A 23174-nucleotide genomic window follows, 5' to 3' on the forward strand; every position below is an offset into this window, starting at 1 on the left:
GATTAGCCTTCGTCGGGAATGGTGCCCTTCATGAGCGCGGCCTTCAGCCAGTAGCTGCCGTCGGCGACGACGGACGTGCCGGCCGACAGGCCACTGAGAATCTGTGTCATGCCGTCGGCGGCATAGCCTGTGCGAACGGCGCGCCACGTAAAACGGCCGTTGCCGGAAGGGATGAATACGGCGGTCTGTCCATTCACATCCTGGAGCGCCGTGTCGGGCACGAGCATCGTGTCCCGACCGAGCGACGCCTGGATATCGACCGTGCCGAACATATTTGCGCGGAGTGCGCCATCGCCGTTAGGCACCTCGCAGCGCACTGCTACCGTGCCGGTGTTGGTATCGACCTGGTCGGCAACATCGATGACGCGGCCGGCGAACTGTCGATTGCTATACGCATCGATGTGGACAAGCACCGACTGACCGGGGCGGACTTCTATGGCGTCGCGCTCAGGGACGTTGACTTGCACCCACATTGTCGAAAGATCGGCCAGCGTCACAATCGGCGACGACGTGTCGACGATGTTGCCTGCGGCCGTGCCCACGCTGCTGATGACACCGTCGAACGGCGCGACAAGCGCACCCAGCGAATCGCCCGGGCTCTGTCGGGCTAGCGTGGCCGTTCCATTGCTTCGACTCGCCGAGGCACCGATCGGCATCAGGCGCTGTTGCATGCCCTGCCACTTCTGCAGGTCTGCTTGCCGCGACTTCAGCATGGCCTGTGCATTGACCGCACCGGCGCGGCGGCGGTCGAGCTCGCTCTGCGCGATACCCCCTCCGGTGACGAGCTCGGTGCCGCGCTGCAGTGCTGCATTGGCCGCATCGGCTGCAGCCTTCGCGTCCGCCACCGCGGCGGACGCACTTGCGACCTGACTACGCACGTCGCTCAAGTCGAACTCGTCCAGCGTGGCGAGCCGTTGCCCCGCGCGTACATGGTCGCCCGCGGCGACATCGACAGCAACGATCCTTGCCTTTGAAGGAGAGCCTAGCTGCGCGAGCCGCTTCGCGTTGAATGCGACAACGCCGGTAGCGGCAATCGTATGCACACCGGGCCGAAGCTCCGTTTTCGCGAACTGCAATTTGACGTTCGCGAGCGCCTCGGGCGACAGGTCCACGGTATTGGGCAGCGGTGGCGCCCGATCGACTGCCGTAGCTGGCAGCGCCGACTCGGTAGCCGCGGGGGAAGGTCGCGAGTGAAGGGAAAACAAGGCGCCACAAAGAACGAGAATGCCCGCTCCCCCGACAGACCACTGCAGACGCTTGCGATAGCGAATGTTCACGAAAGCTCTCGATGGTTGAACAAACGTTGGGACTCTGAGGTATGGCGACGGCTTCCCTCAGTGCTGGAGAGCGTATTGTCGTGTTGCGCGTCTGATTACGATGTGGCGGGGAGATGTCATTTCGGACATCTTGGGAAAACGGAAGGGAAGTAAAGCGTGAAGGTCGTCAAGCCGGTGCGGCTCACGACGTCGACTCGGCCACGATGCAACTCCATGATCGATCGTACGATGGCGAGGCCCAGCCCCATGTTCTTCGCCGACCCTTGCCGCGCAGAATTGATACGATAAAAACGGTCGAAGATCTTGCCAATATGCTCCGGCGGGATGGTTTGGCCGTTGTTCGTGACTTCAACGGCGACGTACTCGCCAGAGCGGTAGGCGCGCAGCGCAATCTCCGATGCGGCGTCGGCATGCGCAAGCGCGTTCGATACCAGGTTGCTGATGGCGCGTCGAAGCATCGACGGATCGGCGCGAACCTGGATTGGGCCGTCGATGGAGAAATGGACGCCCTTGTTTTCGGCCACGCCTTCAAAGTACGAGGTGAGCCTTGCGAACTCTTCATGGCAATCGAGTACGTCCAGCCGAAGCGGTTCCTTTGAGTGGTCCGCTCGCGAGAGGAACAGCATGGTCTCGATCATCCGTTGAAGGCGCTGGCATTCTTCGATGTTCGAGTCGATAAGCGCTTCGTATTCCTCGGTGGATCGCTGACGCGAAAGCGTGATTTCCGATGCGCTGATCATGTTGGCGAGCGGCGTGCGCATATCGTGCGCCAGATCGGACGAGAACTGCGAGAGTCGCGCAAATGCACGTTGAAGCCTGTCGAGCATCCGGTTCACCGGACCCGCGATGTCATGGAGTTCGACGGGACCAACCCGTATATCCAGGCGCTCGCCAAGATTGTGGGCTTCGATGCGCGAAATTCTTTGGCCGATGATTTTGACCGGCGACAATCCCCGCTTTGCGATGGCGTAGCCAAGTAGACCCATCAGCGCGGAACCGCCGAGGAGTACGAGCCATACATCGCCTTGATACTCGCGAAGGACGGCGTAGCGCGTCGCCGCCTCATGTGCGAGCAGCACGCGTATCGATTCACCTGAACGCAACGTTTCGTCGCCGAATACGCAGCGCGAAGGCCCGATGGACGGGGGAGAGCACGAATAGGGCTGTTGTTCTGCCGGATTGCCCGACCCAATCGACCGCAAGCGCTGGTCCCGCCGGCCCGAGTCGGCCAATACCCTTCCTTGACCATCCAGTATGGCGAACGAGATTGCGGGATGCGTGAGTAATTCCTCTCGAAACAGGTCGCTATTGCTGCCAATCGCCTCCGCCGAGCCGTATCTGCGAGCTGTTGCCAGAAACTCGTCGAGCTTGACCGAAATCTCGCTGTCGTCGCGCTGCCTGAGTTGGCCGGAGAGCGAATGATAGAGGAGGCCGCCGGCCATCGAGAGCACCACGATGGCGACGATTGTAAAAGCGAGACTCAGACGCCTGAGCAGCGAATACGCTCCGTCCGCGGCAGTCATGGTCGCTCTTCCATCACATAGCCCATGCCATTGCCATCGGTAGATACATCGACGATGATGCTTGCCTCCATTAGGCCTTTGCGAAGGTACGAGGCCATCTTCGGTTCGTCCTCGACGATCAGGATACGCATGATGAAAACCCTTTCGCGCAGCAAGTCGTGCATCCAATGCAGATAGCTGCGGCAAGGATTACCAGGTCAAATGCCAATACTGGCAACTCTCTCGGCATTGCCTCGGCAGTGCTCTTCGAAACGGCAGATAGATAATTATAGAAAGACATCCTTGCGTCAAAAATGGACGGGAAATGACAAAAAAGTCATGAATCGGGACACCTATCCGGTCACGTCTGGTACGCAAAGCCAAACATGACGTCGATGTAATGCGAGCGTCAGGACACGTCCACCTTCGTTATGCAAAATAACTGTTGCTTACTCCCGTTGCGGCGAGGAAGGAGATCAGCGGTTTCGATCACCGATCGAAGCCCACCAAATCCACATTTATGAGGTAATCCACGATGAAGTCGTATTTTTATGCTGCCCTGATTACTGGGCTGCTCGCACTCCCGGCCGTCTCCTTCGCTCAGGACGCGAGTGCGCCAGTCACGCGTACGGACGTACAGGCGGACCTGATCAGGTTGGAACAGGCCGGCTACCGGCCGAGCAAACTGAATTATCCGGCTGATATCCAGACGGCAGAGGCCCACCTCAACGCGCAGGGCGTCACGGCATCGGGCAACACTGATGTGGGTGGTGTGTCGAACGGCTCTTCGCAGGTGAGTGCGCCCACGACGAGCATGGGCGCCCACTCGATCTACTCCCATCACTGATACTGATCATCAGTGCGCGCGGTGACCATCGGCTGCTAACGCCTGTCTTTTTTGGGTGGCCTATGTCAATCGGTTTGATTAGATTCGCCACAAGTTCTGATCCTGCCGTCGACGTCGTCAATCCGGAAGCGAAGGAAGATATGCCGTGCGCCGCACATTAGCCGGGCAGAAAATCCGGAATTCCACCGGTCCCGGCGGGGGCGCATCCTCGACCACCCCGCACGCATGCAGCACATGCTGCAGTGCGGATATCACCTGTCCGTCCGGGTCCTGGTCAATCGCGATGTCCATCGTTTGTTCCTCGATGCATTTGCGATGCAAGTCCAGCATTTCATGGCTCACCCAAACGACCTGCCCGGTAGCACCGAACTTGCGTAACGCGGCCTCGATTCCGGGTGAGCCATACCCGCTGTTGTAGATGCCCACCAGATCGTTCCGCTTCAGTGCGCTGAGCACGGCGCGATAACACCTGTCCGGGTCATCCTGGGTTTCCACTTCCACGCTATCGCAGACGAGTTCAGGGAACGATTCCGCAAGCTGTGCCCTGCAACCGCCGATCCGCTCGATATGTGCGCGATAGTCCTTGCGGCTGCACAGCAGCAGCACCCGTCCAGACCGTCTGGCAAGCCGGCCGACGAAGTAGCCCGCAGTGCGTCCGGCACACAGGTTGTCGATGCCCGCGTAGTGCAGGCGCGCCACGTCGCGAACGTCGGTGACCATCGTGACGACCGGTTCGCCGCGTTCGATCACCGTGCGCAATGCATCGCGCACGCGCGGCGTGTCGTGAGTCGTCACGATCAAACCCGATCGCTTGTAGCGCGGATGAAGGATGGCGTCGGTAATCACGTCGTCATCGGCTTCGGGAAGGACCGATCGGTGCATGACGACCCGTTTGTCCAGCATTTGCATCGAGCGTTGCAGGGCGAGATTCAGACGGCCAAAGAAAGGCGTGCTGTTTTGCGGCAGGAGCACGTCCACATGCATCAGTCCGTGCCGCGTATCCGGCAGGATGCGCGGCACGGCGAGCTGCCGGGCCGCCGCGACGACGCGCGCGCGGGTCGCAGCCGACACGCTGCCGCGTTCATTGAGTACCCGGTCGACGGTGGCCGGACTCACGCCCGCCGCTTCCGCGATTTCGATAAAGCGCGCCGTGCGCTTGCGCCGTGACGGCGGGGTGGCGTCGGTCATGTCGTTGTCTCCGGTTCACTTGTCTGTTTTGTTCTGTATTGTTTGTGCCGCGCTCGCGTCGATGGCGCGGTGCAGCATTGTTCCGTGCTCTTTTAACGCTAGGGGATTGACGAAAAAACGTCAATCTTTTCGTTGAGAGGAGGTCGGCGGTCTCTTATCTTGCAGTCATCGCTTTGCCGCGCTCGTGACCTTCGGGACAGCCGGGAGAAGCCGATCTGAAAAAGAAAGGAGACGCAGGTGTCGAACTCACCTCTGAACATGCCATGCACGGGCAGCCTCGCAAACACCGGTGTCACCGGGCGTGACGCATCCGCCGCACCTATCGAAGAGAGCTGGTACCGCCCCGACATCCCACGCCAGACACTCAAGCAACTGATGACGCGCAGCGACGCTGAAGGCCTGAAGAATTTCGGCCTGTGGATCGCATTGCTGCTCGCCTCAGGGGTGGCGGCGTTTTATGCATGGGGCACGTGGTGGGCGATTCCGGCGTTTTTCGTCTACGGCACGATCTACTGTTCGAGCGACGCACGTTGGCATGAGCTTGCGCACGGCACGCCGTTCAAGACGCCTTGGATGAACCAGGCCTTCTACCAGCTTTGTTCGTTCATGACGATCCGCGAGGCGACGCTCTGGCGCTGGAGTCACGCGCGGCATCACACGCATACGATCATGGTGGGACGCGATCCCGAGATTCAGGTATGCCGCCCGCCGCAACTCGTCACCATCCTGCTGGATTTCTTCTACCTGATCGGCGGCACCAGCGAGATCGTTAAGACCGTGCGTCATGCATGCGGGTCGATCAGCCCGGAAGTCGCCGACTTTGTACCGGCGATGGAGCGCCGGAAGATGATCTGGATCAGCCGCTTCTACGTCGTCATCATGGCAGCGGTAATCGGCTGGTGCTTTGCGATCCAAAGCGTTCTGCCGTTGATGTTCGTCTGGACGCCGCGCTTTTACTGTGGCTGGTTCCACCAGACGCTCGGCCTCACGCAACACGCCGGCATGGCCATGAACGTTGCCGATCATCGGCTCAACACGCGCACGGTCCACATCAATCCGGTGTTCGCGTTCCTCTATATGAATATGCAGTACCACATTGAACATCACCTGCTGCCGATGGTGCCGTATCACGCGCTGCCGAAACTGCACGAAGCGATCAAGGCGGAGACGCCGCCTGCGTACCCGGGCCTCTGGTCGGTCTACAGGGAGATGATTCCGACCTTGATCCGCCAGAGACGCGATCGCTCTCACTTTATTCGTCGCCATGTCCCGCGTCGCGAGCCGATGCGCTCGGCAACCTGAAAAAACGTCGGGAACAGGGAGTATCTGACATGTTGGATCAACGTGAATGGGTCGTCGCCTGCCAGACCGGCGACATCGATGAAGAAGACGTCGTGCGTTTCGATCGTGGCGACGCAACTTTCGCCGTCTATCGCGTCGACGGCAAGTTCTACGCGTCCGACGGCTGGTGTACGCACGAGAAAGCCCATCTTGCGGACGGCTTCGTATTGGGTAACGCGATTGAATGTCCGCGGCATCAGGGGCGCTTCGATATTGCAAGTGGCAAGCCGCTTTGCGCGCCGGTCTGTCAACAGCTGAAAACGCATCCGGTACGTATCGAAGGCGATGCGGTCCTGATCGGCGTGCCGACGGCGGAGTGATCATGGCAAGCGACGCACACATGGTTATCGTCGGAGCTGGCCTGGCTGGCGCCCGCGCCAGCGCCGAACTGCGCGAGGCGGGCTTTAACGGCCCGATTACGCTCATCGCCGGTGAACCGCATGCACCCTACGACCGGCCGCCCCTCTCCAAGGCGGTGCTGCTCAAGGAAAAATCACCCGACGATTGTGCGTTATTCGGCGACACCTTCTTTGCCGATCATGCGATCGACCTGAAGCTTGCAGCCTGTGCGGTGGAAATCGATCGCGCGGCCCGCGCAGTTGTCCTCGATAACGGTGAGCGCATCGGCTATAGCCGGCTGCTGATCGCGACCGGCGCGTCGCCCAGAATGTTGAGCGTGCCCGGGTCGGAATTGCCTGGCGTGGTCACGCTGCGCACTGTCGACGATGCCCGCCATCTCGCCGCGCGGCTCCATCGCGGACAACACGTTGCGATCATCGGTGGCGGCTTTATCGGACTCGAAGTGGCAGCAGGTGCTATCGCTGCCGGATGCAGTGTCACGGTCATCGAAGCCGGCGAGCGTCTGCTGATGCGCGCTGTGCCGCGAGAAATCGCTGCACGTATCGAAGCGCGGCACCGGGACGCCGGTGTGCGGTTCCGCTTTGGTGCGCAATTGGCTGCCATCGCCGGGGCGAGTGCCGCTGAAGAGGTCCGTCTCGCCGACGGAGAAATCATCCGCTGCGACACGGTTGTGGTCGGCATCGGCGCTGCGCCCCGTACGGCGTTAGTGCAGGCAGCGGGACTCGACGTCGCGGACGGTATCGTGGTCGACGACCATCTGTGCACCAGCGATTCTGTCATCTTCGCCGCGGGCGATGCCTGCTTGTTCCCGCACCCGTTGTATGGCTGCCGCGTGCGCCTCGAATGCTGGAAGAACGCCGAGGATCAAGGCCGCATTGCCGCGCGCAACATGCTCGGCGAAGACCTTCGTTACCGCGAAGTGCCATGGTTCTGGTCCGATCAGTATGAGTTGTCGATTCAGATCGCGGGGCTTCCCGCATTCGGCCGTGAGACCGTCGTGCGTGAAACGGTCGATGCGTTGTTGCTGTTTCATCTGTCGGCGGACGGATCGCTGATCGCGGCAAGCGGCGTCGGCCGGGCGGTCGGCCGCGATATCCGGATTGCGCAGATGCTGATCGGCCGCCAGGCCCGAGTCTCCGCCGAGGAGCTCGCGGATCCGTCAGTGAAGCTCAAGTCGCTGCTTGTCGCCGAAGCGGCCTGAGCAGAACTCATCGCTCCAATACGAAGAAACCATGAATCCCACTCTTCACATCGGCGTCAATATCGACGGCGTGCGTCATCGCGATGACATGCCGCCCGTCGGCGCCGCAACGCAATTCCGGATGATCGCCGATGCCGGCGTGTTCGACTATGTCGAGATGAATCCGCCCGAAGGCGTTGCACTCGCGCGCTACGTCGAGTTGAGCGAGCGCTACGCGTTGCCGGTTCGCGTGATCGGTGGCATCTTTTGCGCGGGCCGCGATGAAGCGCATCTGCGGCACGTGATCGAGTGGGCGCGGCGCTTCGGCTCGAAGGTGCTGAATTGCCAGCTCTACGCGAATCATGCCGACGGACATCGTCTCACCGATGCCGAGGTCGCGCGGTTCTACGGGCAGGCATGCGAATGGGCCACCCCAGCTGGCTGCCTGCCGAGCCTCGAAGTGCACGTCGACATGTGGAACGAAGATTTCACCCGCGTCGAACGGGTGGGCGAACTGTTGGCGCGCGACGGCATTGCACTGCGCCTCACGCTCGATCATTCGCATCTGATCTTCAAGATCGGCAATGAGGAAGAACTCGATGCATCGCGGATTCGTGCGCGGGTCGAGACGGGCGAGATCGTGCTCGATCCCGAGTCACCCGATGCGATCTTCAAACAGTGGATCGCGCGCGGCTGGGTTCATCACGCCCACGCCCGCAGTGTCATACCGAACAACCCGCGCAATTCCCGCATGCGTCGCCCCGACGGCAGACCAGGCCGCGGCATTCAATACCCGTTCGTGCGTCCCGCGGCGGATCAATGGGACGGTAGTTGGGATGAGGCGGCGCTCCTGCCGTGGAAGAACGCGGTACGGCATCTGCTCGACGCACGCGTACAGGGCAGCGTTTCCACGCCGCAGCACATCAGTTGCGAGTTCATCCCGTTTGCCGACTACGGCGGCGGTGCCGGGTATTCGATCTTCGAGAACAACGTTGCCTGCGCCGCATGGCTGCGCGACACGTGGCTGGAGCAGAGCGCCGCACAAAACGCCATAACGGCATGAACCTGAAAGACATCCCATTCGTTCGCTATAACTGGAGACACAAATGACATTGACGAGTGATGACGCGCTGCAATTTTCCCTGAATCGCATGAGCGCACCGCGGCTGGCGTTCGCCGACTATGCCGCGCTTTGCCAGCGCCTCGCGGTCGATGCGATCGAGATCCGCGACGATCTCGAAGGTGTCGAGATCAACGACGGCACGCCCGCCGGCGACATCAAGACGCTTAGCGCGGCGGCGGGGCTGACGATCCTGTCGATCAATGCGCTGCAACGCTTTGAACGCTTCGATGCGACTCGCGCGAAGGACGCACTGGCATTGTCGCGCTATGCCGCTGACTGCGGAGCGCGCGCGATTGTCCTGTGCCCGACCAACAGCCGCCAGGATCAGCGCACGCCAGGCGAGCGTCACACCGATCTGGTCAATGCGCTAAGGCAACTGAAGCCGATCCTCGACGACCACGGACTGCTCGGTCTGATCGAACCGCTCGGCTTCGAGGAATGCGCGGTGCGCCGTAAATCCGATGCGGTCAAGGCAATTTACGACGCGGCAGGCGAGCGCCATTTCCGGCTGGTACACGACACGTTTCATCACCACCTGTCGGGCGAAGACATTTTCTTTCCGGACCTCACGGGCTTGATCCACGTTTCGGGCGTCGAGGATAGCGACCTGCCAGTCGGCCAGATGCGCGACGGGCATCGTGTGCTGGTCGGCGCGGACGATCAGCTCGGCAACATCCGTCAGCTGAACGCGCTGTTTGCGCGCGGCTATCGCGGCCATGTGTCGTTCGAGCCGTTCGCCGAGGAAATTGCTGGCGCTGACGACATCGAAAGCCGCTTGCGCGACAGCATCGCCTATATCCGCGCGAGCGTCGAGTCGGCGCAGGTGCGCAAGGCCGCGTAGCGAGCGTTCTCACGACACGCATAGAAAGAGATGGAAAACGTGAACGCCGCATGAAAGTTTGCCGCGCGGACCTTGGCATCAGACCGATAGGCCGCGCTGGTTCAATCAACTGATAGGAGACATGTCAATGAAATTTCTTACCCGATCCCTGTTCGCGCTGTCGTTCGCGGCAGTGCTGCCAATTTCCGCTATGGCAAGCACGACGATAGGCGTCTCGATGGCGCACTTCGACGATAACTTCCTGACCACGGTGCGCGACGCAATGGCGACCGAAGGTAAAGCGCACAAAGACATCAACCTTGACTTCGAGGATGCGCAAGGCGACGTGGGGCGGCAGGTCAGCCAGGTTGAGAGCTTCGTGTCGCAGCGGGTGGCGGCGATCATCGTCAATCCCGCCGACGCGGCGGCAACCAAACGGATGACCGACACCGCACGCAAGGCCGGTATCCCGATCGTCTACGTCAATCGCAAGCCGGATGAGCCGATGGGCAACGGCGCCTGGTTCGTCGGCTCGGACAGTCTCGTGGCCGGGCACCTGCAAATGGATTACCTCGCGAAGCAACTCAAGGGCAAAGGCAATATCGCCATCATGCTCGGTGAGCTGTCGACCGATGCAACGCGGGACCGTACGCGTGGCGTGAAGGATATCGTCGCGAAGAATCCGGGCATCAAGATCGCCGAGGAACAAACCGCGAACTTCGACCGCAGCCAGGGCATCAACCTGATGAGCCAGTGGCTGAGCTCCGGCAAAAAGTTCGATGCGATCGCGGCGAACAACGACGAGATGGCGCTCGGCGCGTTGATTGCGATGAAACAGGCTGGCGTCTCGCCGAAGAGCGTGCTGGTCGGCGGAGTGGATGCGACCAAGGAGGCCTTGAACGCGATGGCCAAGGGCGATCTCGCTGTCACGGTGTTCCAGGACGCGCGAGGGCAGGGCAAGACTGCGGTCGATACCGCCATCAAGCTGGCCGGCGGCGACAAGAGCGTGCCAAAAGAAGACTGGATTCCTTATCAACTCGTCACACCGGACAACTACAAGAGCTTTCTGAACAAATAGCCCGCATGACCTCGGGGCGCTGCCGCGCGCGCCCCGTTTCATCCACTGAGGGAGTGCCACTATGTCAGATCTCACCATGGCAGCGCAGGCCGCCTGGCCGGAACGCGTCGCCGCGTCGGCGGCGCACGAGCCGATCTTCGCCGCCCGCAAGATTCGCAAAGCCTTTCCCGGCGTGATCGCGCTCGACGACGTGTCGATCGACATCCACGCCGGCCGGGTGCATGCGCTGATGGGCGAAAACGGCGCCGGCAAGTCGACGATGATGAAAATCATCGCGGGCGTCTATTTCCCCGATGAGGGCTCGCTGCATTTCAAAGGCAAACCGATTGCGCCGAAGTCACCGCGTGACGCGCTCGACCGCGGCATCGCGATGATTCACCAGGAGCTGAATCTGCTGCCCTACATGACGGTGGCAGAGAACATCTGGATCGGACGCGAACCAAGCAATCTTCTGGGTCTGATCGACCATCGCGCGCTGAACCGGCAAACGGACGAACTGTTCGCGCAACTCGGCATCGAGATCGATCCGCAGGTGCAACTGGGCAGCCTGAGTATCGCGAACCGCCAGATGGTGGAAATCGCCAAGGCTGTGTCGTTCGATTCCGATCTGCTGATCATGGACGAACCGACCTCCGCGATCACCGACAAGGAAGTCGAACATCTGTTCCGGATCATTAGCGAGCTGAAGGTGCAAGGCAAGGCGATCATCTACATCACGCACAAGATGGATGAGGTGTTTCAGATCGCGGACGATATTTCGATCTTCCGGGACGGCCACCATATTGTGACGCGCACGGCGAAAGAGTTCGACAAGCAATCGCTGATTGCAGCGATGGTGGGCCGTGAACTCACGCAGGTCTTTCCCAAGATGGAGGTCGCGATCGGCGAAGTGGCGCTCGCCGTACGCAGCCTCGGCCGCCGCGGCGCGTTCTCGAATGTCAGCTTCGACCTGCGCTACGGCGAGATTCTCGGCGTGGCGGGGTTGATGGGTTCCGGGCGCACCGAGGTGATGGAGTCGGTCTTCGGTATGTGTCCGTCCGACGAAGGCGAGTTGTTTTTCGATGGCAAACGCCGGGCGATTCGTTCTCCGCAACAGGCGATCGCCGCGGGTGTCGCGTTTCTCACTGAGGACCGCAAGGGAACGGGGCTGTTCCTTCAGCTTTCCGTCGGCGAAAACATGGAGATTTCGGCGTTGCGCCGCAATTGCGCGCTGGGCTTCGTTCGGCAAAAGCGCGTGAACGTCTCGTGCGCCGATATGTGCCGTCAACTGAAGGTCAAGACGCCCGGCCTGCACGAAGTCATCGAGAATCTGAGCGGTGGCAATCAGCAGAAAGTGTTGCTCGCGCGCTGGCTCCTGAACAAACCCAGGATCCTGATCCTCGATGAGCCGACCCGCGGCGTCGACGTCGGCGCGAAGGCGGAGATTCACACGCTGATCACGCAGCTCGCAAGGGAGGGTGTCGCGATCATCATGATTTCGTCTGAACTGCCTGAAGTGATGGGTATGAGCGACCGGATCGTGGTGATGTACGAGGGCACCGTCGGCGGTGTTTTGCCTCGTGCGAACGCGACGCAGGAAAGCATCATGGCGCTCGCCTCCGGCGAGCAGCCTGAAATAGCGGCAACGGCAACAACCATCTTGCTTGGACCGGAGTAAGCGCTAAAGCGCTAACTCCAATCGACAGCGGAGACAACTATGCGTAACTCAGCGACCCTCACTCCGGATATCCAGCGTCCTGCTCCACGCAACTGGCGCGCGCCGCAGGAGACCAGCATCCTGCTCGTGCTGCTCGGCATCGCGCTAGTCTTCGAAGCGCTCGGCTGGATCGAGCGCGGGCAGTCGTTTCTCTATAACCCGCAGGGCCTGCTGATCATGGTGCTGCGCGTGTCCGAAATCGGGCTGATTGCTGTCGGCGTCACGATGATCATCATTGCGGGCGGCATCGACCTGTCTTCCGGATCCGTGGTTGCGTTGTCGGCGATGATTGCGGGCAGTCTCGCGCAGACGTCGGGTTTCGGGCGCACGGTGTTTCCGGGACTCGTCGATCTGCCGGTGCTCGTGCCGGTTGCGGCGGGCGTGCTGACGGGTGGCATTTGCGGCCTGATCAACGGCTCGTTGATCGTGCGCACGGGAGTGCCGCCTTTCATCGTCACGCTTGGCATGATGGTGTCGGCGCGTGGCCTCGCACGCTACTACACGCACGGCCAGCCCATCAGCATGTTCACCGACGCGTACTCGGCGATCGGCAGCGGCGCGAAACCGGTGGCGATCTTTCTGCTGGCCGCACTCGTCTTCCACGTCGTGCTGCGCTACACGCGGTTCGGTAAATGCCTGTACGCGATCGGCGGCAATGTGCAGGCTGCGCGCGTGTCGGGCATCGGCGTCGGGCGCAATCTGGTGGCCGTCTACACGATCGCGGGTCTGTTGACGGGGCTTGCCGGCGTGGTCGTCTCGGCGCGCGCACAGACGAGCCAGTCCGGCATGGGCATGTCATACGAACTCGACGCCATTGCGGCGGCGGTGATCGGCGGCACGAGCCTGGCCGGCGGTGTCGGCCGAATCACCGGAGCGGTGATCGGCGCATTGATCCTAGGCGTGATTTCGAGCGGTTTTACCTTTCTCGGGATCGATTCGTACATCCAGGAAATCGTCAAGGGACTGATCATCGTCGCTGCCGTGATCGCCGACCAATACCGCAAGCGGCGCGCCCGCTAAGCAAAGCTAACTATCCGCCATCTATCTCGGTGCAATCGCATATGACCCAATCCACCTCTTTCGCGGCGGACCGGCCGCTGGACATCGTCTGCCTGGGCCGCCTCGCTGTCGACCTCTATGCGCAGCAAATCGGTGCCCGGCTCGAAGACGTCACGAGCTTGTTGATGCCGCTGCTATTTACCGTTCCCGCCCACGGGCAAGAGCTTCATTTCGACGAAACCCATAAAACGGGAGAATACGATGATTGACATTGCTTTGTTCGGAGCCGGCCGCATCGGCAAGATTCATGCAGCAAACCTTGTACGTCAGACGGGCGTGCGGCTCAAGTATGTGATCGACATGCATGCGCCTTCGGCACAGGCGCTCGCGCAGATACACGGTGCGAAAGTGACGGACGTCGACGGTGCGCTGGGCGACCCTTCGATCGGCGCCGTTGTCATCGCGTCGAGCACTAATACCCATGCGGATCTGATTATCCAGGCGGCGAACGCAGGGAAAACGGTGTTTTGCGAAAAGCCGGTGGACCTGACGGTCGAACGTTCGCGTGAGAGTGCGGCAGCGTTTGCGCGCAATGGCGTGACCTGCATGATCGGGTTTCAACGCCGTTTCGATCCGACCTTCGCGGCGCTCAAGGCGCGTATCGAGCGCGGCGAGATCGGCGATCCGGAGATGCTGATTATCACGAGCCGCGATCCGGGTGCGCCACCCGTTGAATACATCAGGCGTTCGGGCGGCATTTTCAAGGACATGCTGATCCACGATCTGGATGTGTTCCGCTGGATTCTGGGCGACGAGGCGCAATCGCTTCACGCGACCGGCAGTTGCCTGACCGATCCGGCTGTTCAGGACGCGGGCGATATCGATTCGACCGCGTTGACGATCCGCACCAAACGTGGCCTTCTCTGCAAGATCAACACGTCGCGGCGAGCTGCCTATGGCTACGATCAGCGCTTCGAAGTGCTCGGCAGCAAGGGCATGCTGCAGGCCGGTAATGTGCGGCCGACCGAAGTGACCGGCTGGTCGGCGAGTGCTGTGTCGATCGACGTGCCGGAGCCGTTCTTTCTCGAGCGTTATCGGCAGGCCTACGCTGCGGAGATGGCGCATTTCGTCGAGGCGCTGACCACGGGCACACCGGTGCGTACGACGATCGATGATGGCGTGAAGGCGCTCGAGTTGGCTCAACTCGCTACGCTTTCGTGGCAAAAGAAAGGCGAGACACTTCAGGTCGAGTCTGGGAGAGGAGCGTAGCGCCCTTCTGACGCGGCAATTGTCGTCGCAGGCAATGCATCGGCCGTCTTTCAGGCATACGCAATCACGGCGTCCAGCGATAAACAACGATGCTGGAGCCGTTGTAGTTGTCTTTGGTGATCACGTATTCGCCGGTCGATCTGAGGTACGTTCTGAGGCCGTACATCGAATCCACGTCGCTACCCACGTCCATCGTGCCCGTACTCGTGTTGCTCAGCGTGGTGTCGAGGTTGCCCGTGGTGAGATTGAAGGCGTCGATGTTGGGCGTGGTGTGCACGTATCCGACGAAGAGATAGTTGCCGGCCGCCGTGATCGACTTGGGATTGGCGCTGGTGAGGTTGATCACCGGGGCGGGCCTGGTGGTGTTGCCCGCGCTCCAGCCGTGATACACCTCGATCCTCGATTGCATCGCCGTCCAGTCCCAGCTTCCGGCGATGCCCTGGGCGAGGATCATGGTGTCGCTATCCGCCAGGTAGATGATGCGCGTCAATGGCCGGATGCTCAGCGGAATGGAGATGGCGATGCCGGGTCCCCATGTCGGCTTGCCGTAGCCGTCGAAGCCGGTCAGCGGGTAGTGGTAGATGTGGTTGGTCCTGTCCAGACCGGCCCATACGTCTCCCCTGCTGTCAATGCAAAATCCGCCCGTGACCGGTCGGGTCGTATTGAACGCCGTACCCGGAATCGACGCGTCCGGTATGGCGATGTAGCCATTCGCCGCGTTGAAATGGAAGAAGTAGAAGATACCGGGGTTCTGGCCGGACGCCACGAGAATCCGGTTGCCGCCGACGGTGACGAGTTGGCCGAAGTGCTCGTCGCGCTGGGTATCGTTCATGTTGAGGCGTGGATCCGACGGGTAGTCGAACGGATTGACGGTGTTCGCGACGAAGGTGCCGCCGGCGGTGCCGGTATAGAGGTTGGTGCCGCTATAGAAGTAGGCGCCGTCGGTAGCCGGGTCGGGGGCGGCGACCGCCTCGAAGTTGAGAGACTGAAGCTTCCACTGCAGGTTGCCGGCACTGTCATACGCGTGAATGTCGGTGCCGCCGTCGCGGCCCAGATCCCAACCTCCGCCCCACGGGTTGTTGAGCACATAGAGGTTGCCTGCCGTGTCTTTGCCGATACCGACGACGCGGGTGAAGCGCTTGTCGCCAACCTGGCCTTTGGTTCCAGCGGCGGTGTCGAGATAGCCGCCCTGAATGCCGAAGGTGCCTGTCAGTGTCAGCGTGCCCGAGACGTTGTAGAACTTGATGTTCATGTCGGGCCCCTGGTCGCCGACCATGAGCAGCCCGGTCGATGCATCGAAATAAGCGCGGACGGTCGCGAGGCCGTGGACATCTGAATGGTGTTCAACGGAGTGCCGGCCGGACTGAATTCGACGATCGCGCCTGCGCTTTTCTGGGCTACCCAGATATTTCCCGCGCTATCAACGGCGAGGGCGCCGGGGCTCGAGACGTTGATGTCCTGCTGCCAGACGCCGTCGGTGGTGTAGACCCGGACGCGATTGCCAAAAAAATCGCTCGCGTAGAGGAGCGAGCCGGCCGTTGCGAGTCCGGTGATGACATCGGCCCGCTTGATCGCGGTCCACGTGCTAACAGGGATGAGGAGATCGCGCTTCTGAGTGGTCCGGTTATAGCGCCCCACCGAACCGCTGCCATAAACGGTGCTGTACTGCAACGCGGCAAAGATCGAAGTGGCATTGCCCGTAATGGCGCTACCCTGAAACTCGTTGTGAATTCCGATTGAACCGATGCTCTTGCCGTTCTGGTATGTCGCGACGCCGCCCTCGTATTCGTCCCACATGGAAGCCGTATAGATGACGCCTTCAGGCGCGATCCACATCGAGCGCGCGGTGTTACCCACGTGAGCGGCAAGCGTGCCGAATGTGTTCGCCAGCCAGTCAGTGGTGTATTGCGCCTGGCAGACTGGCGCAATCATTGCGATTACTGCGCCGAGGAATGCAGCAACGATTTGTTTTTTGAACATGAGTGATGCGCTCCTGACGATGGTTCCTCGAAACTGTACATCGCAGGGTGTGAAACATTGGTGATTGCGACAATCAAATCGTTGCTCGAATCTAAATATGATGCTGGGGTAATGCATGACGCATAGCCGATTTAGCCAATGCGCATTGCATCCCAAGATGTTTTCGCCGCCATCCGATTTTTAGATTTTCGCCCGTGCATATGGCGGCGGCTTTTGAGCGTGTAGAGGACGCACGTCATGCTCAACTTACGTTGCCCATCTTCGGCGGATCAGGTAGTCCACTGACCATGTCCCGCCTCCACGGCACAGCAACACCAGCAACATCGCCGCCCACTGGATATGCGTCGGCCACGCCTGAGGGTAGACAAATATTTCGATGACCGTCGTCATGCCGAGGAGTACGAGCGCGGCAGGCCGCGTCGCGAGTCCGAGTATCAGCAGCACCGGTGTGCTGAGCTCAATCGAAACGGCCATGTAGGCGGCCAGTTCGGGGGGAAGCAGCGGCAGATTGTATTCGTTGCGAAACAGATCAAGCGCTGCGTCCCAGTTTGCGAGCTTGACCATCGCGGAGTTCCAGAAGACCGTGGCAAGCGCGACGCGCAACGGGATGGCCAGCAGCGCATAGGGTACGCGTTCGAGCCATGCGCCAAGACGGCGCATGCGGCCTCGATCGGCCGATCCCGGCTCGGTGGACTGTTTTGCGGCTGTCATGATCTATTCCTGTGGAGATTGTGCGAAGCTGCTTGCGTTGCAAGCGAGATCCCTGAAGTAGCCGTGAGCCAGGTACGCAGCCAGCAATGCATAAGTTTGCTCACCACGCGCTTCTGTCAAGGCTGCATGCAACGGCTGCCCGGAAAACAGGGCATCCAGCATGCGCCATTCGTTCTCACTCAGCCTGACTACCTCCGGACCGCTCTCAGTCCGCCACACTCGCAGGCACACCGGAGCGTCAGCGAGATCGATCTTCGCCATCGCGCGGTCATCGCCACCGAGCACTGCGCGCCAGATTGCGTCGGCGGGACATTCACATCGCATAAGCCGGACTTCAGGGCGAGGTACAAGACGCGTTTGCGCCAATTGTGATTCGCTCAGCGCGGTAAGACGCGCGAGTTCGAGCGGTGGTGTCTCGGGAGCGTGCAGGACCAGGTTGACCTGCCACTCAAGGCGGGCGACGTCCGCGAGATAAGGCACGGAAACCGCATGCGGCAATTGTGCGAGAAACGCGGGAAAGTCCGAGCCATATTCATCGAGCCACGCGCTGCGGGGCGGAGCCTGGGCGGCGAAAAGCCTGCTGGCTCCTTCGAAGCATTCCTCTCCAACCAGTCGATGCACCGCCGGAAACACGAGGCGAAGCGCTGTTGTCATGACGCTGACGGATGTATTGCGGTAAATGCCTAGCCGCATGCCGCTGTTCAGGCGGTCGCCGGCCACCCACGACGTTGCGTCGCCATCCACGCCGTCGAGCATGCTGCGCTGTATTGAACGCTGCAGTTCAAGCAGCGTGGGACTGTGCTGATTCATGGCTTATCCGTTCGAGTACGGTCCGTGCCTTCATGGCCTCGTCCATCAGTATGTCGAGCGGCGGAATACCGGTGTCCCATTCGATCAGCGTGGGAACGGGTCCGAATCGCTCCAGCGCGAGGCGATACAGCGCCCACACTTCCGGGCAAACGCGCGAACCGTGGTCGTCGATGCGTATGGTTTGCCCGTCGCCGGCATCGCGAACACTATGTCCGGCAAGATGGATTTCGCCGATCGCGCCCGGCGGCAGCGCGTGCAGGTACCCGGTCGCATCCCATCCATGATTGCTCGCGCTGACGTAGATGTTGTTGACGTCGCATAGAATGCCGCAACCTGTACGCTGTGCGACCTGCGCGAGGAATTCCCACTCCGGAATCGTCGAATGGATGAAGCGGAGATAGGTCGATGGGTTCTCCACCAGAATGCGCCGTCCGAGATACGTCTGCACCTGGTCGACATGGCGGCAGACCACGCTTAACGCTTCTTCAGTCATGGGGAGCGGCAGCAGGTCGGCGAGGTAGTTGCCGCCGCTGACGCTCCACGCCAGATGTTCGGACACGAGGCCGGGTTCGACCCGGTCCACCACGTTTCTCACCCTGGCAAGGTGCGCCGCGTCGAGTCCTTCCGCGCTCCCGAGAGAGAGCCCGACGCCGTGCAACGAGACCGGATAGTCGCGGCGAATCGCATCCAGACAGTTCGGCGCGCGACCGCCTCCCATGTAGTTTTCGGTGTGAACCTCGAACCAGCGGACATCAGGCCGCGTATCGATCACCGCTTGATGATGAGCGAAGCGCAGCCCGATACCCGCACTCACGGGAATGGGGCGACATCCGTTGCGCGCCGTGGCGTCAGCGAATTTCATAGCTCACCGGCCGCTCAGCTCGCCTGGAGCTTCCCGCCCTGAATCTTCAGGCAGTCACCGGCAGGCAACAGGACAAACGACTTCGGATCGCGCGCCTGCGTTGCCTGGCCCGCGCAGGAATGCGCACCTTGTGCACAGTCGTTCTTCGCGACCGCGTTGACGCCATAGCATTTCTCCAGCTTTTCCTTTTCCATGCGCGCCATGTTGTCCTTGACCACCGGTGGCATGGCGCTCATGTCCTTCATCGTTTGTGCCTGCACCGGCGCGACCTGAATGGCGAGCGCGAGACCAACGGCGGCAGACAGGCTCGACACTCTCATCAACGGGCTGTTCAATTGCTTGCTCACTTTGCTTTCTCCTGGAGATTGCGGTTGCCCACTTGCAACCTGCACGAAGATTCGCCGGCGAAACGCAAAAAGTTACGCGGATCGAAAAATTTATTGTTGCGAAAACTTCCGCGTAAAAGTGCAGAATTCGTTTATGCGCTCCAGAACTCACCGACCCGGCCCACCGCTGACGCTTGTCGAAAACCGTCAGGGCGGCGACGCGTCCGATCCGCCGGGTGGCACGTCCGCAAGCCGCACAGATGGCAGCCTCGACTGGACCATGCTGATGATCCGGTCACAGGCCGGCGACCGGGAAGCCTACCGGTTGCTACTCGAAGCGATCACGCCGTACTTGAGGACCTTGGCCGCGAGAAAGATCGACAACAGGAATGATGTCGAAGACACGGTTCAGGACATTCTTCTCACCATCCACACCGTGCGGCATACGTATGACCCGGCGCGTCCGTTCGGCCCCTGGCTCGTGGCCATCGCGGCGCGCCGCATCGTCGACAGTTTGCGGCGTCAGGGCCGTCTTGGTGCGCACGAGACGCCGTTCGATCCCGACCATGAAACTTTCGCGATGCCTGAAGCGAATCTGGTAGAGCGCGCATCCGACGCTCGCGCACTGCATGAAGCCGTTGAAGCGTTGCCACCGGGACAACGCGATGCGATCCGTATGCTCAAGCTGGAGGAACTGTCCTTGAAGGAAGCATCGACCGCGACCGGGGCGTCGATCGCCTCGCTGAAGGTCGCCACGCATCGTGCGATGAAAAATTTGCGCAAGCTGATTGAAAAACGAGGGATCAAGTCATGAGGACAACTTCCAGTCTGATCGACTCCCTTGTCGCGGACGTGAAGCCGGTGCGCCGCCTTGGGCCGCCATCGGTCCGGGCCGTTTGCTGGCTGCTGTTCGCGATGTCGATGCTCGTCCTCGTTGCGCTCGGACATGGCGTTCGACCGGATCTGATGCTCAAGCTGCATCAGCCCGCATTTGTCATCGGCGTTGCCGCCGCGTTGATCACCGGTGCGCTTGCGGCGCTGGCCTCGTTTATTGTCAGTGTGCCCGGCCGGTCATCGCGCTGGCTGTTGCTGCCTGTGCCCGCGCTTGCCGTGTGGCTTTCCACGATCGGCTATGGGTGCCTGACAAACTGGGTCAGCATCGGGCCGGACGGCATGTCTCCCGGAGAGACTGCGCGATGTTTCGCGACACTGGCGCTGACCGGCATTCCGCTCTCTCTGACGATGCTCATCATGTTGCGCCACGTCGCACGCCTCGCTCCCACGCCGATTGCCATGATGGCCAGTCTCGCCGTTGCGGCGATGACAGCGGTCGCGCTATCGCTGTTTCATCCCATCGATGCCACGGTCATGATCCTGCTGTGGAATTTCGGCGTGGCGGTCCTGTTTCTAACGATTAGCGGTTTGGGCGGGCGGCGGCTGTTTGGCTGGGTGGCACTGAAGGGATAGCAGGGCGCGACCCACACGGCCGGTCTATCGCGGCGTTTCTTTCCCCTTGAAATCCGCAATCTTTTAAGTTACAAATGCGAATGATTCGTATTTGTTATTGAAAGATAAGACGGCAGGGTGTTTCGCCACGTGCGAAACGCCGATTAACGGGGAAGTCATGCAGCGTGGTGAATTGAACAGAATCAAACGTCGATTCCGGACATCGAAGGCGTTTCGGTCGTTGGCAACAGTGGGGTTCATCGGGGTTGGGTGTCCTGTCGCGACGTACGGGCAGGCTGGCGACACCAGCACAACGGAGGCGGTTCAGGCAGAAGCCGGGTCGGGCGCGCGACAACTGGCACCCGTTCGCGTCACCGCAAGCAAGGATCACAGCGGCTATGCGCCCGCCACGGTCGAGACCGGCCCGTATCGCGGCCTCGATGCGCTCGATGTGCCGGCCACCGTGAACGTCGTGACGCGCGAAGTGATGGATGAACAGGGCGATACAGGACTCTACGACGCGCTGCGCAACGTGGCGGGTGTGACCCGGCAACAACTCAACGGCCTGGCGTACGATCAACTGGCAATCCGGGGCATCGCGCTCGACAATCGTTCGAGCTATTACCTGAACGGTGTCCTGCCGATCGACAACAACATCTGGATGCCGATGGAGGACAAGGAGCGCGTCGAAGTGCTCAAGGGCGCATCCGCCCTGTACTACGGCTTCGCCGTGCCGGCCGGAATCGTCAACATGGTCATGAAGCGCGCCGGCAGCGAGCCGGTGACCCGTGTTTCGCTGCTAGGCGATACCAACGGCTCGATTGGCGCGCATGTCGATATCGCGCGCCGTTTTGGACCCGACAATCAGTTCGGCATCCGCGTCAACGCGACGGACGAGCACGTGGAAACACCGATCGACGGCGATCGTGGCTATCGCAAGTTCGCGAGCGTGGCGCTCGACTGGAAAGCGAGCCGCAAACTGTCGTTCAAATATGACCTGGAGCATATCGAGCAACGTGTGGTCGAGCAGGCGGGCATAGTGCCGCTCACCGCGAAAAACGGTGTCGTCAGCCTGCCTGGACTGCCTGATGCCACCCGCCTGCTTTCGCCGAACGACAAACCGACCAACGCCAGCGCGACGAGCCAGATCCTGCGCGCCGACTATCTGTTCTCCGATACCTGGAGCGCGAGCTTCACCGTCGGCCAGTCGATTACGCGCCGCGACCGCTGGCTGTGGATCTTCCAGAAGTACAACGTCGACACCGGTGCGGGCACGCTGCAGGGCAGCAAGCAAAACGGCCAGATGTACGAGAACAGGAACGTGCGCTTCGAAGTGAACGGGCTCTTCAGGACGGGTTCGATCGGCCATGACGTGACCTTTGGCGCGGTCGACAACTGGCTGTTTCAACCGGACTTCACGACCTACTACTACACGGCGCAGCAGAATCTCTACAACCCGGTCAGCATCACCTCACTGACTGCCGCGGGCTCGAAGGCTTTCTATGCGCAGCATGTCAACAATCGCGGCGTCTACGTGTTCGATCGAGTCGAACTGACGCCGAATTGGCAGTTCGTCGCAGGCTTGCGACGCTCGGAATATCGAAGCACGCAAGCGGGTACGGCGACCTATGACGTGAGCAAAACCACACCGTCGGCCAGTCTGGTCTTCAAGGTGACGCCGCTGACCAGTGTGTACGCGAGTTATATCGAAGGGCTCGAATCGAGTGGCGCTGCGCCCGCGACGGCAGCGAACGCTTATCAGGTGCTGCCGGCCGCTGTCAGCCGCCAGCAGGAAATCGGCATCCGGCATCGCTTCGGCAATCACACCCTGGCGTCGGTGGCGTTGTTCAACCTGCGTCAGCCGTCGGCCGGGACTAATGCTGACAACGTGTATGCGCTCAATGGCAATTCCCGCTATCGAGGGCTCGAGTTTTCGCTCCAGGGCGATCTGAGCGACAACGTGTCCGTGGTCGCGACCGGCATGCTGCTCGATGCGCGTATTGTCGATTCGTCGGATCCGTCGCTGGTCGGTAAAACGCCGGAAAACACGCCGCATGTCACGGGCAGCCTGTTCGCGACCTACCGTGTGCCGCAGCTTGCCGGATTGTCGTTCAACGGCGGGATTTACTACGTCGGGCCGCGTCCGGTGAACGACGCCAATCAGGCAACGATTGGCGGCTACGCGCTGTTGTCGGCTGGCGCGCGCTATTCGACGCGTCTGTTCGGCAAGCGGGCCACGTTTCAGGCCAACCTCGAGAACGCGGCCAACCGGCACTACTGGAGCGCGGCCGGTTCGAGCCAGCTTGCCGTCGGGCTGGAGCGCACGCTGGCGTTGACTTCGACGGTCGAGTTCTGATCG

At 61.1% G+C, this 23174-nt stretch carries 21 protein-coding genes and 2 pseudogenes; 14 read left to right on the forward strand and 9 right to left on the reverse strand.

Annotated features, from left to right (window positions below):
• Positions 1 to 2 precede the first annotated feature (2 nt).
• From SB772_RS12580 to SB772_RS12590, 3 genes and pseudogenes are all read right to left on the reverse strand, one after another.
• The gene (locus SB772_RS12580; RefSeq protein ID WP_410833573.1) at positions 3 to 1277 is read right to left on the reverse strand and encodes an efflux RND transporter periplasmic adaptor subunit; all 1275 of its coding nucleotides are present in this window, start codon (positions 1275 to 1277) and stop codon (positions 3 to 5) included.
• 116 nt (positions 1278 to 1393) lie between these two features.
• On the reverse strand, positions 1394 to 2800 hold the full coding sequence (locus SB772_RS12585; RefSeq protein WP_410833574.1) for a heavy metal sensor histidine kinase: 1407 nt from the start codon (positions 2798 to 2800) through the stop codon (positions 1394 to 1396).
• A gap of 32 nt (positions 2801 to 2832) precedes the next feature.
• Positions 2833 to 2931: pseudogene (locus tag SB772_RS12590) on the reverse strand (DNA-binding response regulator); the annotation flags it as partial.
• A 383-nt stretch (positions 2932 to 3314) separates the two neighbouring features.
• Between SB772_RS12590 and SB772_RS12595 the strand changes: the two are divergent.
• Complete coding sequence (locus SB772_RS12595; RefSeq protein WP_410833575.1) at positions 3315 to 3626, forward strand: DUF4148 domain-containing protein; 312 nt, start codon at positions 3315 to 3317, stop codon at positions 3624 to 3626.
• A 117-nt stretch (positions 3627 to 3743) separates the two neighbouring features.
• Here SB772_RS12595 and SB772_RS12600 read toward each other — a convergent pair whose 3' ends face one another.
• Positions 3744 to 4814 (reverse strand): LacI family DNA-binding transcriptional regulator, encoded by a 1071-nt coding sequence (locus SB772_RS12600; protein ID WP_410833576.1) that lies wholly within the window; start codon positions 4812 to 4814, stop codon positions 3744 to 3746.
• A gap of 237 nt (positions 4815 to 5051) precedes the next feature.
• Between SB772_RS12600 and SB772_RS12605 the strand changes: the two genes are divergently transcribed.
• The 10 genes from SB772_RS12605 to iolG all read left to right on the forward strand — a co-directional run bounded on the left by SB772_RS12605 (position 5052) and on the right by iolG (position 14680).
• The gene (locus SB772_RS12605) at positions 5052 to 6116 is read left to right on the forward strand and encodes a fatty acid desaturase (RefSeq protein ID WP_410833577.1); all 1065 of its coding nucleotides are present in this window, start codon (positions 5052 to 5054) and stop codon (positions 6114 to 6116) included.
• Positions 6117 to 6145: 29 nt separating this feature from the next.
• Positions 6146 to 6475: a non-heme iron oxygenase ferredoxin subunit gene (locus SB772_RS12610; RefSeq protein WP_410833578.1), complete on the forward strand. Its 330-nt coding sequence runs from the start codon at positions 6146 to 6148 to the stop codon at positions 6473 to 6475.
• Between the two features lie 2 nt (positions 6476 to 6477).
• Positions 6478 to 7716, forward strand: coding sequence for an NAD(P)/FAD-dependent oxidoreductase (locus SB772_RS12615; protein ID WP_410833579.1), 1239 nt, complete (start codon positions 6478 to 6480; stop codon positions 7714 to 7716).
• 31 nt (positions 7717 to 7747) lie between these two features.
• Positions 7748 to 8758, forward strand: coding sequence for a xylose isomerase (locus SB772_RS12620; protein WP_410833580.1), 1011 nt, complete (start codon positions 7748 to 7750; stop codon positions 8756 to 8758).
• Between the two features lie 43 nt (positions 8759 to 8801).
• Positions 8802 to 9659: a TIM barrel protein gene (locus SB772_RS12625; protein WP_410833581.1), complete on the forward strand. Its 858-nt coding sequence runs from the start codon at positions 8802 to 8804 to the stop codon at positions 9657 to 9659.
• A gap of 127 nt (positions 9660 to 9786) precedes the next feature.
• The gene (locus SB772_RS12630; RefSeq protein WP_410833582.1) at positions 9787 to 10716 is read left to right on the forward strand and encodes a sugar ABC transporter substrate-binding protein; all 930 of its coding nucleotides are present in this window, start codon (positions 9787 to 9789) and stop codon (positions 10714 to 10716) included.
• Positions 10717 to 10777: 61 nt separating this feature from the next.
• A complete protein-coding gene (locus tag SB772_RS12635; protein ID WP_410833583.1) occupies positions 10778 to 12373 on the forward strand; it encodes a sugar ABC transporter ATP-binding protein in 1596 nt (531 codons plus the stop codon).
• A gap of 39 nt (positions 12374 to 12412) precedes the next feature.
• Entirely contained in the window at positions 12413 to 13432 is a 1020-nt protein-coding gene (locus SB772_RS12640) for an ABC transporter permease (protein ID WP_410833584.1), read from the forward strand.
• A 41-nt stretch (positions 13433 to 13473) separates the two neighbouring features.
• Complete coding sequence (locus SB772_RS12645; protein ID WP_410833725.1) at positions 13474 to 13680, forward strand: hypothetical protein; 207 nt, start codon at positions 13474 to 13476, stop codon at positions 13678 to 13680.
• A complete protein-coding gene (gene iolG / locus SB772_RS12650) occupies positions 13673 to 14680 on the forward strand; it encodes an inositol 2-dehydrogenase (protein WP_410833585.1) in 1008 nt (335 codons plus the stop codon). The genes SB772_RS12645 and iolG overlap by 8 nt, the downstream gene beginning before the upstream one ends.
• Positions 14681 to 14744: 64 nt before the next feature.
• Here the strand turns inward: iolG and SB772_RS12655 are convergent.
• From SB772_RS12655 to SB772_RS12675, 5 genes and pseudogenes are all read right to left on the reverse strand, one after another.
• Positions 14745 to 16660, reverse strand: a pseudogene (locus SB772_RS12655) (SMP-30/gluconolactonase/LRE family protein).
• 246 nt (positions 16661 to 16906) lie between these two features.
• Entirely contained in the window at positions 16907 to 17320 is a 414-nt protein-coding gene (locus tag SB772_RS12660) for a DoxX family protein (RefSeq protein ID WP_410833714.1), read from the reverse strand.
• A gap of 54 nt (positions 17321 to 17374) precedes the next feature.
• On the reverse strand, positions 17375 to 18181 hold the full coding sequence (locus SB772_RS12665; protein ID WP_410833586.1) for a putative DNA-binding domain-containing protein: 807 nt from the start codon (positions 18179 to 18181) through the stop codon (positions 17375 to 17377).
• Positions 18153 to 19043, reverse strand: a complete 891-nt coding sequence (locus SB772_RS12670; protein ID WP_410833587.1) for a DUF692 domain-containing protein — start codon at positions 19041 to 19043, stop codon at positions 18153 to 18155. Before SB772_RS12670 ends, SB772_RS12665 begins: the two co-directional genes overlap by 29 nt.
• A gap of 14 nt (positions 19044 to 19057) precedes the next feature.
• Positions 19058 to 19363, reverse strand: coding sequence for a DUF2282 domain-containing protein (locus SB772_RS12675; RefSeq protein WP_410833715.1), 306 nt, complete (start codon positions 19361 to 19363; stop codon positions 19058 to 19060).
• A gap of 160 nt (positions 19364 to 19523) precedes the next feature.
• On the opposite strand from SB772_RS12675, the gene SB772_RS12680 reads away from it, so the two are divergent.
• From SB772_RS12680 to SB772_RS12690, 3 genes are all read left to right on the forward strand, one after another.
• On the forward strand, positions 19524 to 20183 hold the full coding sequence (locus SB772_RS12680; protein ID WP_410833588.1) for a sigma-70 family RNA polymerase sigma factor: 660 nt from the start codon (positions 19524 to 19526) through the stop codon (positions 20181 to 20183).
• Entirely contained in the window at positions 20180 to 20836 is a 657-nt protein-coding gene (locus tag SB772_RS12685; protein WP_410833589.1) for an NrsF family protein, read from the forward strand. The genes SB772_RS12680 and SB772_RS12685 overlap by 4 nt, the downstream gene beginning before the upstream one ends.
• A gap of 229 nt (positions 20837 to 21065) precedes the next feature.
• Positions 21066 to 23171, forward strand: coding sequence for a TonB-dependent siderophore receptor (locus SB772_RS12690; RefSeq protein ID WP_410833716.1), 2106 nt, complete (start codon positions 21066 to 21068; stop codon positions 23169 to 23171).
• The last annotated feature ends 3 nt before the right edge of the window (positions 23172 to 23174 follow it).

This window comes from Paraburkholderia sp. SIMBA_030, assembly GCF_046535245.1.
Classification (GTDB): Bacteria; Pseudomonadota; Gammaproteobacteria; order Burkholderiales; family Burkholderiaceae; genus Paraburkholderia.

What these genes read in the sequence shown, in the direction of transcription:
- SB772_RS12585 (WP_410833574.1), bottom strand. Translation starts at nt 2,800, where the DNA reads ATGACTGCCGCGGACGGAGCGTATTCGCTGCTCAGGCGTCTGAGTCTC.
- SB772_RS12595 (WP_410833575.1), top strand. Translation starts at nt 3,315, where the DNA reads ATGAAGTCGTATTTTTATGCTGCCCTGATTACTGGGCTGCTCGCACTC.
- SB772_RS12600 (WP_410833576.1), bottom strand. Translation starts at nt 4,814, where the DNA reads ATGACCGACGCCACCCCGCCGTCACGGCGCAAGCGCACGGCGCGCTTT.
- SB772_RS12610 (WP_410833578.1), top strand. Translation starts at nt 6,146, where the DNA reads ATGTTGGATCAACGTGAATGGGTCGTCGCCTGCCAGACCGGCGACATC.
- SB772_RS12615 (WP_410833579.1), top strand. Translation starts at nt 6,478, where the DNA reads ATGGCAAGCGACGCACACATGGTTATCGTCGGAGCTGGCCTGGCTGGC.
- SB772_RS12620 (WP_410833580.1), top strand. Translation starts at nt 7,748, where the DNA reads ATGAATCCCACTCTTCACATCGGCGTCAATATCGACGGCGTGCGTCAT.
- SB772_RS12625 (WP_410833581.1), top strand. Translation starts at nt 8,802, where the DNA reads ATGACATTGACGAGTGATGACGCGCTGCAATTTTCCCTGAATCGCATG.
- SB772_RS12630 (WP_410833582.1), top strand. Translation starts at nt 9,787, where the DNA reads ATGAAATTTCTTACCCGATCCCTGTTCGCGCTGTCGTTCGCGGCAGTG.
- SB772_RS12635 (WP_410833583.1), top strand. Translation starts at nt 10,778, where the DNA reads ATGTCAGATCTCACCATGGCAGCGCAGGCCGCCTGGCCGGAACGCGTC.
- SB772_RS12640 (WP_410833584.1), top strand. Translation starts at nt 12,413, where the DNA reads ATGCGTAACTCAGCGACCCTCACTCCGGATATCCAGCGTCCTGCTCCA.
- SB772_RS12645 (WP_410833725.1), top strand. Translation starts at nt 13,474, where the DNA reads ATGACCCAATCCACCTCTTTCGCGGCGGACCGGCCGCTGGACATCGTC.
- iolG (WP_410833585.1), top strand. Translation starts at nt 13,673, where the DNA reads ATGATTGACATTGCTTTGTTCGGAGCCGGCCGCATCGGCAAGATTCAT.
- SB772_RS12660 (WP_410833714.1), bottom strand. Translation starts at nt 17,320, where the DNA reads ATGCGCCGTCTTGGCGCATGGCTCGAACGCGTACCCTATGCGCTGCTG.
- SB772_RS12665 (WP_410833586.1), bottom strand. Translation starts at nt 18,181, where the DNA reads ATGAATCAGCACAGTCCCACGCTGCTTGAACTGCAGCGTTCAATACAG.
- SB772_RS12670 (WP_410833587.1), bottom strand. Translation starts at nt 19,043, where the DNA reads ATGAAATTCGCTGACGCCACGGCGCGCAACGGATGTCGCCCCATTCCC.
- SB772_RS12675 (WP_410833715.1), bottom strand. Translation starts at nt 19,363, where the DNA reads ATGAGAGTGTCGAGCCTGTCTGCCGCCGTTGGTCTCGCGCTCGCCATT.
- SB772_RS12680 (WP_410833588.1), top strand. Translation starts at nt 19,524, where the DNA reads ATGCGCTCCAGAACTCACCGACCCGGCCCACCGCTGACGCTTGTCGAA.
- SB772_RS12685 (WP_410833589.1), top strand. Translation starts at nt 20,180, where the DNA reads ATGAGGACAACTTCCAGTCTGATCGACTCCCTTGTCGCGGACGTGAAG.